Below are 14,150 nucleotides of genomic sequence, written 5' to 3'. Positions count from 1 at the left end.
GTGACGACAGGGAAAAGAGACACGTGGTGACCATGGGGGTGCCATGACGCGCAAGCTCGCTCAGAACACGAACGTCTGCGGAGTGACCGCCGCGATCGCCGTGATCGACGGCAAGTGGAAGACGACCCTGCTCTGGCTGCTGGAGACCCGCCCCCACCGCCCCGGCGAACTGGTCCGCCGGCTGCCCGGTCTCACCGAGAAGGTGCTGACGCAGGCGCTGCGCGAGATGGAGGGCGACGGTCTGGTGCACCGCGAGGTGCACGAGGGGCTGCCGCTGAAGACGGTCTACTCCCTCACCGACTTCGGCCGCGACCTCTCCGTGGCGCTGGCCCCGCTCTCCGACTGGGGCCACCGCCGCCTGGACAACCTCACCGGAGCCGCGGCGGCTCCCTGATCACCTCCGTTTCGCGTCTGCCTCCAGCGTCGCGCCCCGGTGGCGACGTGCCAAGTACCCACAAAAAGGTGGGTACGGCCGTACGGGGCGGACGCCACCGCGCGACACCGCGGGGGCGTCCGCCTTCCGGACACCCCCGCGGGCCGCGCGCGGCGGGTCAGTCGATGCGGACGGGGCCGCTCTTGGCGCCGTTGCCCCCGAAGTTGCATATCGACGGCGCCATCACGTGCGCCGGGCTGGACCAGCCGGCGCACTGGTACGTGGAGTGGCCGTACCAGTCGTGGCCGAACTCGTGCGCCGCCAGCAGCGCGTCGTCGTTCACGCCGCCCATGAAGAGCGCGATGCGCTGGCCCGCGCCCCAGTTGCAGCCGACGATGTTGCCGCCGCCACCGCAGTCGGTGATGTAGCTGTTGCGGCACTCGACCGGGGTGCCGCTGCCGGACGTGCGGTCCAGGTTGGCCCAGGCCGCGGCGCCCTGCGCGATGGCGCCGGCGTAGGCGTTGCAGGACGAGGTGAGGTAGTAGCTGCGGTCGGTGGGCACCGGCCAGGCGTTGGCTCCGAAGTCGCGGCCCTGCGGGCCCTCGGCCGCCAGCGCCTCGAACTCCTTCGCGGTGATGCCGTGGCCCTCGCCGGGCTTGCCCTCTGCTGCGTGGCCGGCGTGGTCGTGCGCGGACGCCTCGACGGCCGCGGCGCCGCGGGCCTCGGGCGCGGGCGCCGCCTGCGCGCCGGGGCCGACGACCGCGGCGGCCAGCGCGGCCACGGCCACGAGTACCGATCTCAGGAGTACCTTGCTCCGCATGGCGCTCTCCTCTGCTGGTGGGGGATTCGGGGCGGCGCGCCGCCCGTTCACAGAGATCGCATGTCCGCGGCCGCAGAACAATCCGGGAAACGGTACGTAGGCGGTACGTATTCATTGCCCGCGCCCGGCCGCGGCGCGGTGTCCGGCCGCCCCGCGGCGTCACCCCGTCCCGCGGCCCGCGCCACCTCCGACCGCGTGCCGACGTGCAGCTTCCGCAGCAGCTTCGCCACGTGCTGCTCGACGGTGCGCGGGGAGAGGTACAGCACGTCGGCGATCTCCCGGTTGGTGTGGCCGAGCGCCACGAGCCGGGCCACTTCGCGCTCGCGCGGCGAGAGTTGGTCGCCGTAGCCGCGGCGGCCCCGGCGGGAGGGGAGCGGGACGTTGTGGCCGCGGAGCACGCGGCGGCAGCGGGCGGCGTCGCGGATGGCGCCGAGGTCGGTGAACTGCTGGGCGAGCGCGGCGAGTTCGCGGGCCGGTTCGGGGCCGGTGGCCGCCGGGAGGCGGCAGCGGGCCGCCGCCTCGCCCGCGCGGGCCGCCGAGTACGGCTGCGGCAGGGCCGCGTACGCCCGTTGCGCCGCCGTGAAGAGCCCCGCCGCCTCCTCCGCCCGCCCCCGTCCCGCCGCCACGATCCCCCGGCACGCCCGCAGCGCCGCTGCCGCCAGCGGCGCGTCCCGGCCCGCGACGCCCGCCGCCAGCTCTGCCGTGACCTCCTCCGCCGCCCGCAGCTCCCCGGCCCGTACGAGCGCCGTGACCGCCGGCGGCGCCAGGTCGCCCGCCCACGGCCAGATGTCCTTGCGCCGGATCCGCGCGAGCCCCCGCTCCGCCTCCGCACGCGCCCGCTCCAGGTCGCCGCGGGCGGCGAGCAGCCGGGTCATGGCACCGGCGGCGGTGGCGAGCACCGGCGCGGGCGCGTTGCGCGGGTCGGCGAGACCGGCCGCCGCCAGCTCCGCCGCCGCCTCGTCCCACTCCCCCAGCGCCGACGCCAGCAGCCCCAGCACCAGGTGCGCGTCGGCGGCGATGCTGGAGACCCCCTGCACCGCGTCGAGGGTGTGCCGGCAGCGCTCCGCGAGCCCGCGCCAGCGGCCCGCGTACCACTCCAGGCGCAGCGCCGTGCCCTCCACGATGCCTTCGAGGAACGCCGCTCCGCACTCCGCCGCCAGCCGCCGCCCCTCGCCGCGGTAGCGCTGCGCCGCCTGGTAGTGGCCGAGGCAGGTGGCGGCGTCGGCGAAGTTGCCGCAGGCGCGGGCGACCTGGCGGCGGTGGGTGCCGGGTCCCGGACCCGCGATGAGGCCGTCGGCCTCGGCCCGGACGGCGGGGTCGCCGAGGCTCATGCGCAGGGCCAGATGGTTGCCGCGTACGGCGGTACGGACCGCGGGGTCGGACTCGTGCGCCACCAGCGCCTCCGCCCGCGCGATCCACGCCTCGTAGACCTGCCGCGGGTGGTCGCCCCAACTCGGCATCGCCAGCGCCGCCATGCCGCGGGCGGCGAGCGCGGGCCGGGCGTGCAGCTCCGCCACGGCGACCTCGGTGTTGACGCGGCCCTCCTCGTGGCGTCCCGCCTGGTTGTAGAGGAGCAGGCCGAGGTTGAGGCGGATCTCGCCGCGTACGCCCTCGGGGATGTGGCCGTCGCGGACGATGTCGTGGAGCAGCGCGGTGGCCCGGTGGTGGGTGAGCCCGACGACGGCGTCGCGGCTGAGGTCGACGGCGATACGGGCGCACTCGGGGCGGCCCAGCCGCCCGTCCGACAGCAGTTCCTCCAGCACCCCCACGGCGAGCGCCAGATCGCCCATCTCGCGCGCGGAACCGGCGGCGGCCTCGGCGTAGCGCTGCCACTGGGCCAGCTCGCCGCCGTGGTGCGCGTGGTACGCGAGCTGGATGAGGGGCTGCGGGTCCTCGGCGGCCAGGGCGCGCATCGCCTGCCGGTGGAGGCGGCGCCGGTCGGGGCCGAGGAGACCGGCGTAGACGGCCTGCTGGGCGAGGGCGTGGCGGAAGCCGTAGCGGTCCTCGCCCCACTCGTGCAGCACGCCGGCGCGGAGCGCCTCGCGTACGGCCGCGGAGTCGGCGGGCGCGGCGGGCTGCCCCGGGGTGCCGCGGACGACGGCGGCGATCAGCACCTCCCCGGCGGGCACGCGGAGGACGGAGGCGGCCCGTACCGCGTCGGCTGCGGCGGGGGAGAGCACGCTCATCCGGTCGGCGACGGCTTCCTGGAGGCGGGTGGGGACGGGCATGCGGGCGAAGGCGGCGTGTGGAGCGCCGTGTTCGGGGCCACCGTGCGGGGCGCCGTGTTCGGCAGCCGGCAGGGCCCGTACGACCTCCTCGACGACGAAGGGGATGCCGGCGGTGCGGCGGTGCAGCTCGGCGGTGAAGGAGTCGGACGACTCCGCCGTCCCGGTCAGGGCGGTGAACATGCCGCGTACGCCGTGGACGTCGAGGGGCCGCAGGGGGATGACGACGGCGGTGGTGCCGGGCGGCTGCCGGTACGCGCGGCCCAGCGGGAGCCCGCTGCCGGGCAGGTCCTCGCGGCGGTAACTGAGCACGGCGGACAGCCCGTCGGGCGGATCGTCGACGAGGAAGCGCAGCAGGTCCCGGGTGCCGTCGTCGGTCCAGTGCAGATCCTCGACCACCATCACGGTCTCGCCGGCGGCGTCCAGCAGCGCCCGTACGGCACGGAAGAGCCGGTGCCGCCGGGCCCGCAAGTCGCTGAGCAACTCGGGCGCGGGCGGCAGCCGGTCGGCCAGCTCGGGCAGATACGCGCGCAGGGCACCGCACACGGGGCTCAGCGCGGTGGGCAGGCCGCCGGCGAGGTGCCGCAGCAGATCGAACACCGGCCCGTACGGAAACGGCTCCCGCAGCGGCCGGCACCCCCCGAGCAGCACCCGCCGCCCCCGCACGGCGGGATCCCGTAACGCCTCCCGGATCAGCCGCGTCTTCCCGATCCCGGCCTCGCCCTCGACCATCGCCACGGACGGCGCCCGCGTGACGGCATCCACGAGCGCGCCCAACTCCCGCGCCCGGCCGACCAGTACGGGCGCTTCCGCGGGGCGCGGAACGGTCACGGTCATGAACGCCTCCGGCCGGTGGGGTCCAGCGACACGCGGCGCGGGGGTGTGCGCGGCGCGTCGCGGCGGCAACAGCGTGAAGGTAAGCGTCAGCGCACACCCCGGGCAAGACCGGCCCGGGATGTCACATCACGGGCCCCGCGGCTGTCATAGAGGAAGGCAGCGGGTTCGCACGCGACCGAGGGGGGACGTCATGGAGCATCCGGCGCGCTCGCCCGGCGCCGGCGCGGACCCCTTCGCCCACGAGACAGTGGGTGGCGTGAGCCCACCGCCGGGGCCCCACGCCACCCACTCCCCACCCCCACCCCGGTCGCTCTGACCGGGCCCAGGACCGAGTGGCGCGGCACCTTCCCCCGGGGTGCCGTGCCACTCTTCTCATCCGAGGGACCGCCGGGCGCCCTCCCGCAGCCGCGCGGCGAGCCCCCGGGCGGGGGTGGCGTACGCCACAGGGGTGGAGTGTCACGCATCGGGGGCCGGCGGCCTCTTCATGGAAACCGGGTCGCATCCGCGTGGCCCGGTGCGGGAGAGGAGTCCGGTCGTGGCGGAGCGTGCGGGGCAGGGGAAGGTGGCTCTGGTCACCGGGGGGAACAAGGGGATCGGGCGGGCCGTCGCCGAGTTGCTGGCCGCCCAGGGCGCCGCCGTCGTCGTGCGCCTGGCGACCCTCGGCGACGACGGCCCGACCGGCGGGTTCTTCAGCGAGGACGGGCCGCTTCCCTGGTAGCCCCGGGCGCCGCCGGCCCGCGGCCGTCAGTAGACGATGCTGAGCGCCGAGAGGTCCGTCTCCAGCTCGGTGGCCGTGACCTCGCCGTCCTCGACCGTGAACCGGAAGGCCACCCGGGGGTGGCCGTTCTGGACCCAGACCAGGCCCGCGGCGCCGTCGATGAGGGCGGGGACCGGGGTCCAGGTGCGTGCCGTGCAGACGCGGGTGACGGACTCCGTGCCGCGGACCTCCGTGGTGCCGATGACGGCGTCGCCGCCGCGGTGTTCCGCCGGGGCGGGGTGCGGGGCGGCCTCGCCCGCGGGGCCGGGGGAGGCGGGCGGGGTGTCGGCCGCGGGGCGGCGGTCGGGGTGGTTGGGGTCCAGGGCCGTCAGCATGGCCCGGAAGTCGCCCCCGCGGGACGCCGCGAGGAACGCGCCCGCGATGTCCGCGCCGGTCGTCGCCCCGGCGTCCGTCCCGGAGCCCGTCGGACCCCTGTCGTAGCCGGTCCCGCCGTATCCCGCCGCCGCGCCGGGACGGCGGGCGCTGCCCGCCAGTTCGCGGTTCGCCAGCGCCGCCACTGCGGCGATCTCCTCGAACGGCGCCGCGAACATGTCCTGGAGCACGTACGCCAGCCGCTCGGGCGGCAGCAGCGTCTCGCACACGACCAGCAGCGTCACGCGTACGGACCGGGGGAGGTCCGCCGGCGGTCCGCTCACTTCGGGCATCTCCACGACGGGCCCCGACCGGAGCACATGCAGCGTGACCTGCGCGACGGTCGTGCGCATGCAGCCGTCGAGGCCGTCCGCCGCCACGCCCGGCATGCCCGCCGCGCCCGCCACACCGGCGGCACCGGGCGCGCGGCGGCCCAGCCTCGTCCACTCCTCCCGGCCCGCCTCCTCGGCGGGGCCGAGCAGCCGGTACGCCAACGGGCGCAGGCCGGGGCGGCCGGTCTCGAAACGTTCGGCCAGCCAGTCGTGTTCGTCCATCCTGTCGAGTCCTCTCGGCGACACCTTCTTCCTGATGACAGTCGAGAGCGGGCCGATGTGACCGCGGAGGAGAAATGCCGGAAAGGCGGACGTACAGGCCGGAATGAGCCATTCCGTCCCGTACGCCCGCCACGGGGAACGCCGTCAGCCGCGCGTGCCCCACCAGTCGCGCGCCACGTACGCCGGCCGCCACTCGTCGCGGTACGCCGCGCGCACCGGCTCCGGCAGGATCGCCAGCGTCGCCGCCAGGGTCTCGTCGTCCGCGCCCTCCAGCATCCACGCCGTCAGCACCGGCCCGTCGGCGCCGCCCTTGGCCGCGTGCACGCCGCCGAAGTGCAGCAACTGCGCCGGGGTCAGCGTCCGTTCGATCAGCGGCAGGGTGACGTCCTCCTCGTGCGTGAGGTGCGCGTTGAGCTTCACGGCCAGTTCGTCCGCCAGCCCCGCCAGCCGCTCCGGGCCCGTCTCGCGGTCCGCCAGGGCGGCGTCGACCGCGTCGAGGAGGGGGTCGATCTGCGCGTGCTCGTCCTCCATGGCGTCGACGACGGCAAGGTCGTCGGGACGGTTCTCCAGGGCTTCGCGGAGCGGGGGCCACAGGGCCTCGTCCTCGGCCGTGTGGTGGATGTGCAGGACCTTCTTGAAGAGTTCCCAGCCGGCCGCGGCGGCGAGGATGCGCCGCGGTTCGTCGTCGGTGCGTACGGTCGCCTTCGCGATGTGCTCCAGGTCGCGGCGGAGCGCGTGGTGCATCGCGTACATCAGCGTGAAGTCGATGGTGTCGTCGCTCATTCTCAGTTCTCCCTTGCTCTCCCCTACTGACGGGACAGCCCCGCGGAATGTGAGGCGGCGCGGAGAGGTCGGCCGGAAAGGGGTGCCGGGTGCACCGCGGGGCGGGGTGCTAGGCCCATGTCCCCCCGGGCGGCGGGTCCTTAGCGTCGGAAGCCCCCCGACCCGGCGCAAGGAGAGCACCCGTATGTCCGCATCCACCCGCCGCGGCCTGCTGCGCGCAGGCGCCGTCGCGGCCGTGGCCGCACCGGCCGCCGCGTACACCGCACCCCGGGCGCACGCCGCACCGCAAGCCGCCGCCGAAGGCGCCGCCGGCACCGCAGCCGGCGCCGCCTTCGGCCCCGTGACCGTACGCCCCGACGACCCCCGCTACGCCTCCCTCCGGCTCCGCGGCTACAACCACCGCCACGCCTCCCACCCCTCCCGGATCCGCCTCGTCGGCACCACCGCCGACGTCGTGCGCGCCGTCTCCGACGCGTTACGGACCGGGGGCCGCCTCGCCGTGCGCAGCGGCGGGCACTGCTTCGAGGACTTCGTCGACCACCCCGGCACCGACGTGATCATCGACATGAGCGGCATGCGCGCCGTCGGCTACGACCCCGCGCGCCGCGCCTTCGCCGTCGAGGCCGGCGCCACCCTCGCCGAGGCGTACCGGCGGCTCTTCCTCGGCTGGGGCGTCACCGTTCCCGGCGGCACCTGCCCCGGCGTGGGCGCCGGGGGGCACGTCGCGGGCGGCGGGTACGGCGCGCTCTGCCGGCTGTACGGGCTGACGGTGGACCACCTGTACGCCGTCGAGGTCGTCGTGGCCGACCGGTCGGGCCGGGCGCGCAGCGTCGTCGCCACCCGGGAGCCGTCGGACCCGCACCGCGACCTGTGGTGGGCGCACACCGGGGGCGGGGGCGGCAGCTTCGGCGTCGTCACCCGCTACTGGTTCCGCTCCCCGGACGCGGCCCCGGGCGCAGAGCCCGGGGACCTGCTGCCGCGACCGCCCGCGACCGTCCTCACGTACTCCCTCATCTGGCACTGGGCCGACCTGGACGAGGACGCCTTCGCCACCCTCATGCGCAACTACGCCCGCTGGGGCGAGCGCAACTCCGCCCCCGGCTCCCCCGCCGCCGCGCTCTACGGCGAGTTCGCCATGACCACCTCGCCGGGCGGCACCCTCGGCATCGCCGGCCAGGTCGCCGCCGGCGACACCGCCGCGCGCCGGCTGCTGGACGACCTCCAGGGCGCGCTCACCGGCGGCCGGGGCGTACCGCCGCCCGCGCGGCAGGCCGAGACGCTGCCGTGGCTCTCCGCGACGCTGGCGCACAGCGGCGCCGACGCCGTCCCCTTCGCCGCCCGCATGAAGATCAAGTCGGGCTACCGCCGCCGCGGCTTCTCCGCCGCCCAGCTCACCACCCTCTACCGGAGCCTCACCGACCCCGCGTACGACAACCCCTTCGGCAGCGTCTTCCTCAACACCTACGGCGGGCAGGTCAATGCCGTCTCCCCCGGCGCGACCGCGATGCCGCACCGCGACTCCGTCTTCCTCGCCGGCTTCCTCACCGGCTGGACGGGCGAGGACGAGGACGAGCGGCAACTGCGGTGGCTGCGCGAGCTGTACGGCAAGCTGTACGCGCGGTCGGGCGGCGTACCGGCGGGCCCGGACGACAGCGGGACGTTCATCAACTACCCGGACAACGACCTCGCGGACCCCGCCCACAACACCTCCGGCACGCCCTGGCACACGCTCTACTTCGGCGAGGACGGCTACGCGCGGCTCCAGCGCGCGAAGGAGCGCTGGGACCCGCGGAACGTCTTCCACCACGGGCTGTCCGTACGGCCGCTGACATGATCGGCGCATGAAGGTACTTGTGATCGGTGCGACCGGAACGGTCGGCAAGGCTGTCGTCAGCGTGCTGGAGGAGGCTTCCCACGACGTCGTGAAGGCGTCGCGCAGCGGTCCCGTGCGGGTGGATCTGGAGGATCCCGCCACACTGGACGGGCTCTTCGACACCGTGCCGGACCTCGACGCGCTGGTGTGCTGTGCGGCCAGTGGCCCGCTGGTGGACCTGGGTGCGGTGACCGACGACGAGTTCGCCGCGGGGGTACGGGGCAAGCTCCTCGGCCAGGTCGCCCTCGCCCGGCGGGCCGTGCACCGGCTCCCGGACGGCGGCTCCGTCACGCTGACCGGCGGCACGTTCGCCGCGCCGCTGGCCGGCGGGTCGCTGGGAGCCCTGGTCAACTCCGGCCTGGAGGGCTTCGTCCGCAACGCGGCCGCCGAGATGCCGCGCGACCTGCGGATCAACCTCGTCAGCCCGGGGTGGGTCGCGGAGACGCTGGCGGGCCTGGGCATGGACCCGGCCGGCGGCACGCCCGCCGCGGAGGTGGCGCGCGCGTACGCGGAGGCCGTGGCGGGCACCGCGCAGGGCCTGACCATCCGCCCGTGACGGGGGGCGGACGGGCGGCGGCCCGGGAGCCGGGGCCGGGCACGCACGGCACCCGGCTCCCGGCGCTCGTACGATCGTTTCCATGCTGACGCCGCCCGCTTCCGTCCTGGCGGCTCTCCGAACTCGACGGATACGTCAGCTGGTTCACCGCGACGCACACGGGCACGGCGGACGACCACACGGCGCTGGCCGACCTGCACGAGGAGCTTGCGGGATGAGTCCCCGGCCGTGACCGGGATACTGCGGAGAAAGCTCCCCGTCTCCGTGACGCGGAGCGTGGGGACCGCAGGGCGACGGGCGGTTGATGACCATGATGCGCGCCACCGGGACGGCCGCGATGCCGGCGTCGGACGTCGTGTACGTGGAGGGCTGGATCCCCGCGGTGCTCGTCCTCGCCTTCGTCTTCGCGTACGTCGCGTACACGGACGGCGGGTGGAACGTCGCCGCCGGGGTGGCCGTCCTCGTGGTCTCGGGCCTGTTCGCGTTCCTCATGTGGGAGTCGCTGACGGACTATCCGCTGACGTACAGGAACGGCGACCGCCCGGCGCTGAACGTGGACGGGACGGGCCTGTACCAGGTCTGGGACCTGGCGCCCGGAGCGGGGGTGAGCACCGTCCTGGAGGCCGACGGCGGCTCCGCCGCCGGGAAGCTCGCCGGCGACGTGAGCGTCGGCCACGGCTGCGAGGAGGCGCGCGTCCGCTGGCGCATCCGCGCGGGCGACCCGGCCGACGAGGCGTCCGCCGGCATCTCCCGCGCCGACGCGCCTTTGGCGTCGGGGACGTTGAGCGAAGGCGAGCGGCGCGGGCTCGGCGACGTGCCACTGCGGCCGCAGCCGCCGGACGCGGTGCTGCTGACCGCGGTGCGGGTGGACGACGCGACCTGTGACACCACGCTGACCTGGGAGAACCCCGGCTTCGAGGGCCCGGGACACGGCAAGTTCCGCTTCGTCTTCCCGGTGCCGAGCGAGTGACAGGGGAACGGCGCGCGAACGGCGGGCCCGCCCGGGAGGCGGGCCCGCCGTCTTGCGGGACGGGGGGGCCGGTCAGCAGCTCAGGCGGTCGCCCGGGGTGACGCCAAGGATCTGGGTGAAGCGCTGGTAGTTGTTGATGCGGCTCTGGACCTGCGCGGGGTTGCCCCCGTTGCACTCCAGGGCCCCGTTGATCGAGCGGATCGACTCACCGAAGCCGGCGCCGGTGGTCATCGCCGTGTGCCCGGACATGGTGCCGGGGCCGCTCTGCGTCATCCAGTACCAGAGGCCGGTCTGCCAGGCCACGGCCGGTTCCCGCTCCACCCGCCAGGGGTTGGTGAGCAGGTCGAGGCCGAGCGCGTCGCCCGCGGCCTTGTAGTTGAAGTTCCAGCTGAGCTGGATGGGCCCGCGGCCGTAGTACGCGGCCTGGCCCGCGGGACAGCCGTAGGGCTGCGTCGCGTCGCAGTAGTGGGGGTAGTTGGCCTGGTTCTGCTCGACGATGTGCACGAGGCCGCCGGTCTCGTGGCTGACGTTGGCGAGGAAGGCGGCGGCTTCGCGGGCCTTGGTGGTGTTGTCGCCGGTGTTGGCGAAGGCGGGGTAGGACCGCATGGCGGTGGTGAGGCCCGCGTACGTGTAGAAGGGGTTCCGGTTCGGGAACATCTGGTTGAACTGGGCCTCCGTCACGAAACCCCCGGGGCCGGGACCGGGGTCGCTGCCGCCGCAGGTGCCCTGGTCGGCCCAGACGCCCCACTGACCGGTGGTGCCGGGGGTCTCGCCCTGGGTCCACCACTTGGCCTGCCAGTTGTGGCCGTTGTGGGAGACGACGTTGCCCTGGGTGTAGACGGCGCCGCTGTTCCACGCGGCCGCGCAGGCGGCGGCGCTGGCGGTGGTGGCGGTGGCGAGGGGGACGAGCACGGCGATGAAGGCCACCGCGGCGAAGGCGGCGACAAGGCCCCGGATCCGTCTGCCGAGTCTGCGGTGCAGGGGTACGTGCACGTGTGTGGCTGACACGTCATCACATCCTGTCAGTGGGGGTGTACGTGGCATGGGGGAGCAAAGCCCATTGGTCTGGACCTGTCAAGGTCTAGACCAACAAATACCCCGAGGATCAGCACACCGGTCTACGGCCCCTCACCAGCAAGGGCTTTCTATGGCGGTGCCTGGCGGCACGTTCGGGCCCGCCAGGCACCGTTGACCACCGCTCTGAGCAGCCGTACTTTCTGTCCGTTTGGTTTCTCAGCCGGTCGGACAGCCGGACCGACCGCCGTTCGGCGGCGGGTTCCCCGGCCGGACCCCGACCGCCGAGCCGGGAGGTACGCACGTGCCCCAAGAAGCCACCCCGCCAGCCGGTCCCCTACCCGCACGCGGTCCCAGCAGACGCAGCCTCGGCCGCGCGGCCGTGGCCGTCGCCGCCACCCCCGTCCTCGCCGGTACGTGGCAGGCGCTCACCGCCTCCGCCGCCGCGGCGGCGGACGGCGCGGCGGACGGCGCGCAGAGCCGGGCCTGGACCGGCACCTGGGCCTGCGCCGAGACGACGGTGCCCGCGGCCGACGCCACCGCCTTCGCCGACCAGACCCTGCGCCAGGTCGTCCACACCAGCACCGGCGGGCGCGCGCTCCGTATCCGCCTCACCAACAGGTACGGCACGGAACCCCTCGTCGTCGGCGAGGTCCGCGTCGCCCTCCCGGTCCCCGGCGACGGCACCGCCGTCGTCCCCGGCACCGACCGCGCGGTGCGCTTCGGCGGCCGTACGTCGGTGACGCTGGCGCCCGGCACCCGGCGGTGGAGCGACCCGGTGTCGCTGGACGTGCCGACCGCCGCGGACCTCGCCGTCAGCGTCTACCTGCCGCAGCCGACGCCGGCCGACACCGTGCACAGGTCGGCCTTCCAGCGGAACTACGTCGCCGCGGGGAACGTCGCCGCCAAGCCGGCCGTCGACGCCCAGCGCACCGTCACGAGCTGGTACTTCCTCGCCGGCGTCGCCGTCGCCGGCGCCGCCCCGGACACGGACGCGGGTGCCGGCACCGGCTCCCGCCAGGCGATCGTCGCCTTCGGCGACTCCATCACCGACGGCTCCGCCACCACCGTCGGCGCCAACCGCCGCTGGCCCGACGTCCTCGCCCGCCGCCTCCGCGACGAGGCCGGCCGCACCGGCACCGGCGTACTCAACGCCGGCATCGGCGGCAACCGCCTCCTCCGCGACCCCAACCCGCCGCCCGGCTCCAACGCCGAGAGGTACGCCCCGTACTTCGGCGAGGCGGGCGTCCGCCGCTTCGCGCACGACGTACTCGACCAGCCGGCCGCGCGGCACGTCGTCGTGCTCCTCGGCATCAACGACCTCGGCCACCCGGGCCGCGACGCCCCCCGGGACGAGGAGGTCACCGCCGCCGACCTCATCAACGGCCACCGCAGCCTCATCCGCCAGGCGCACGCCCGCGGGCTGCGCATCCACGGCGCGACGGTGCTGCCGGTGGAGGGCGACGACCTCGGCTTCTACACCCCGGAGCGGGAAGAGGTCCGGCAGACGGTGAACGACTGGATCCGCACCGCGGGCGAATACGACGGCACCGTCGACTTCGACGCGGCCACCCGTGACCCGGCCCAGCCGCGCCGCCTGCTCCCGGCGTACGACAGCGGCGACGGACTGCACCCGAACGACGCGGGGATGGCGGCGATGGCGGCGGCGGTCCCGCTGGACCTCTTCACCTGAGCGGACCCTGCGAGCACCCCCCTGAGCAGCACGAGGGCCGGCCGGCGTCACCGCCGGCCGGCCCTGGGCCCTGTCTGACAATCCCGCCTGCGCCGCGAGGGCGGACGGCGCTATGTGTCAGACAGGGCCTCGTTCCGTACGGGCCCGCGGATCAGTCCCGCTGCGCGCCCTCAGGAAGCTGGCGGAGCTGCATCGTGCTCGCGGTGCGCGTGCCGAAGCCGTAGTCCAGGAGCTTGGCCGCGTCCTTGTAGCGGTCGCTGGCGTTGAGGACCACACCGATGTACGTCTTGCCGTCGCGCTTGGCGGTGAAGACGAGGCACGGCCCCGCCGGCGTGGTGGTGCCGGTCTTCATGCCGTTGGCGCCGCTGTACGAGCCGAGGAGCTGGTTGGTGTTGTACCAGGTGTAGGTGCGGCGGTTGCCGTTGGTGGCGGTGCCGTAGCGCACGGCTTTCGTCTTGGAGATGATCTCGCGGAACTTGCTGGAGTAGCGGTACGCGCTCTTCGCCAGCTTCGCCATGTCGCGCGGCGTCGAGTAGTTGTCCCCGGTGGAGGAGACGCCGTCGAACGAGTCGAAGTGGGTGTTCGTCATCCCGAGGAAGTCGGCCTTGGCGTTCATCTTCTTGATGAACGACTTCACCCGCGCCGAGGTCGTGCTGCCCGAGCCGTAGGTGTCGGCCAGCGCGTACGCGGCGTCGCAGCCGGACGGGAGCATCATCGCGTACAGCAGGGTGCCGACGGAGACCTTGTCGCCGGCCTTCAGATCGGCGGTGCTGGCGCCCCTGTTGACGACGTAGTCGCGGTACGCCTGCTTGATGGTGACCTTCTTGTCGAGGTTCAGGTCCGGGTGGCTGAACACCACCCGCGCGGTCATGATCTTCGTGGTGCTGGCGATCTGCCGCTTGGTGTCGGACCCCTTGCCGAAGACCTTCGCGCCCGTCGACCCGTCCATCAGGAAGGCGCCCTTGGCGGAGACCGTGGGCGCGGCGGCGGCCTCGGCGGCGCTCGCCGGGGACGCCATCGGCGCCACGGCCAGCAGGGCGCCCGCGGCCACGGCCCCGGCCGTCGCCTTGCGGAACCGGGTACCCGTGCGGCGCGGGCGGACGCTGTGTTCTGTTGTTGTCAAGGCAGTTGCTCCGATGCTCCGAATGTCGGTGAGCGGCGCGCTTGCACGCTGCGCGCGGCGCCGGCGTGAAGGTCACGGCGGGCGCGGCGGCGGCGCCGCTCTACTCCTGACTCACGAGAGGGCCCGATGGATGTACGACGGTAGGCGTGATTTCCGTGCGTCCGGAAGGGGGCGGACGAATTCTCCCCTGGCGCCGCCGC

At 74.7% G+C, this 14,150-nt stretch carries 12 protein-coding genes; 6 read left to right on the top strand and 6 right to left on the bottom strand.

Annotated features, from left to right (window positions below; all coding sequences use genetic code 11):
• Positions 1-43 precede the first annotated feature (43 nt).
• Positions 44-394: a winged helix-turn-helix transcriptional regulator gene (locus FB457_RS16385; RefSeq protein WP_047016902.1), complete on the top strand. Its 351-nt coding sequence runs from the start codon at positions 44-46 to the stop codon at positions 392-394.
• Positions 395-551: 157 nt separating this feature from the next.
• Here FB457_RS16385 and FB457_RS16380 read toward each other — a convergent pair whose 3' ends face one another.
• Both FB457_RS16380 and FB457_RS16375 read right to left on the bottom strand, forming a co-directional pair.
• Positions 552-1,193, bottom strand: coding sequence for a hypothetical protein (locus FB457_RS16380; RefSeq protein WP_047016901.1), 642 nt, complete (start codon positions 1,191-1,193; stop codon positions 552-554).
• Between the two features lie 47 nt (positions 1,194-1,240).
• Positions 1,241-4,255 (bottom strand): ATP-binding protein, encoded by a 3,015-nt coding sequence (locus FB457_RS16375; RefSeq protein WP_253911318.1) that lies wholly within the window; start codon positions 4,253-4,255, stop codon positions 1,241-1,243.
• Between the two features lie 484 nt (positions 4,256-4,739).
• Here FB457_RS16375 and FB457_RS35245 point away from each other — a divergent pair, with 484 nt between their 5' ends.
• Entirely contained in the window at positions 4,740-4,973 is a 234-nt protein-coding gene (locus tag FB457_RS35245) for an SDR family NAD(P)-dependent oxidoreductase (protein WP_186461991.1), read from the top strand.
• Positions 4,974-4,999: 26 nt separating this feature from the next.
• Here FB457_RS35245 and FB457_RS16365 read toward each other — a convergent pair whose 3' ends face one another.
• Both FB457_RS16365 and FB457_RS16360 read right to left on the bottom strand, forming a co-directional pair.
• Entirely contained in the window at positions 5,000-5,938 is a 939-nt protein-coding gene (locus FB457_RS16365) for a sigma-70 family RNA polymerase sigma factor family protein (RefSeq protein WP_145782274.1), read from the bottom strand.
• 144 nt (positions 5,939-6,082) lie between these two features.
• Positions 6,083-6,721: a hemerythrin domain-containing protein gene (locus FB457_RS16360; RefSeq protein WP_047016899.1), complete on the bottom strand. Its 639-nt coding sequence runs from the start codon at positions 6,719-6,721 to the stop codon at positions 6,083-6,085.
• A gap of 184 nt (positions 6,722-6,905) precedes the next feature.
• Here FB457_RS16360 and FB457_RS16355 point away from each other — a divergent pair, with 184 nt between their 5' ends.
• From FB457_RS16355 to FB457_RS16340, 3 genes are all read left to right on the top strand, one after another.
• Positions 6,906-8,555 (top strand): FAD-binding oxidoreductase, encoded by a 1,650-nt coding sequence (locus FB457_RS16355; RefSeq protein WP_047016898.1) that lies wholly within the window; start codon positions 6,906-6,908, stop codon positions 8,553-8,555.
• Positions 8,556-8,562: 7 nt separating this feature from the next.
• Positions 8,563-9,150, top strand: a complete 588-nt coding sequence (locus FB457_RS16350; RefSeq protein ID WP_145782273.1) for a short chain dehydrogenase — start codon at positions 8,563-8,565, stop codon at positions 9,148-9,150.
• Positions 9,151-9,454: 304 nt separating this feature from the next.
• Positions 9,455-10,120, top strand: a complete 666-nt coding sequence (locus FB457_RS16340; RefSeq protein WP_145782271.1) for a hypothetical protein — start codon at positions 9,455-9,457, stop codon at positions 10,118-10,120.
• Positions 10,121-10,192: 72 nt separating this feature from the next.
• Here the strand turns inward: FB457_RS16340 and FB457_RS16335 are convergent, their stop codons facing one another.
• Positions 10,193-11,113 (bottom strand): glycoside hydrolase family 19 protein, encoded by a 921-nt coding sequence (locus FB457_RS16335; RefSeq protein ID WP_145782350.1) that lies wholly within the window; start codon positions 11,111-11,113, stop codon positions 10,193-10,195.
• 403 nt (positions 11,114-11,516) lie between these two features.
• On the opposite strand from FB457_RS16335, the gene FB457_RS16330 reads away from it, so the two are divergent.
• Complete coding sequence (locus FB457_RS16330; protein WP_253911317.1) at positions 11,517-12,827, top strand: SGNH/GDSL hydrolase family protein; 1,311 nt, start codon at positions 11,517-11,519, stop codon at positions 12,825-12,827.
• Between the two features lie 151 nt (positions 12,828-12,978).
• Here FB457_RS16330 and FB457_RS16325 read toward each other — a convergent pair whose 3' ends face one another.
• Positions 12,979-13,845, bottom strand: a complete 867-nt coding sequence (locus FB457_RS16325; RefSeq protein WP_164492636.1) for a D-alanyl-D-alanine carboxypeptidase family protein — start codon at positions 13,843-13,845, stop codon at positions 12,979-12,981.
• Between the last annotated feature and the right edge of the window lie 305 nt (positions 13,846-14,150).

Source organism: Streptomyces sp. CNZ287, assembly GCF_007827615.1.
This window is presented reverse-complemented; position numbering and strand designations above follow the sequence as displayed.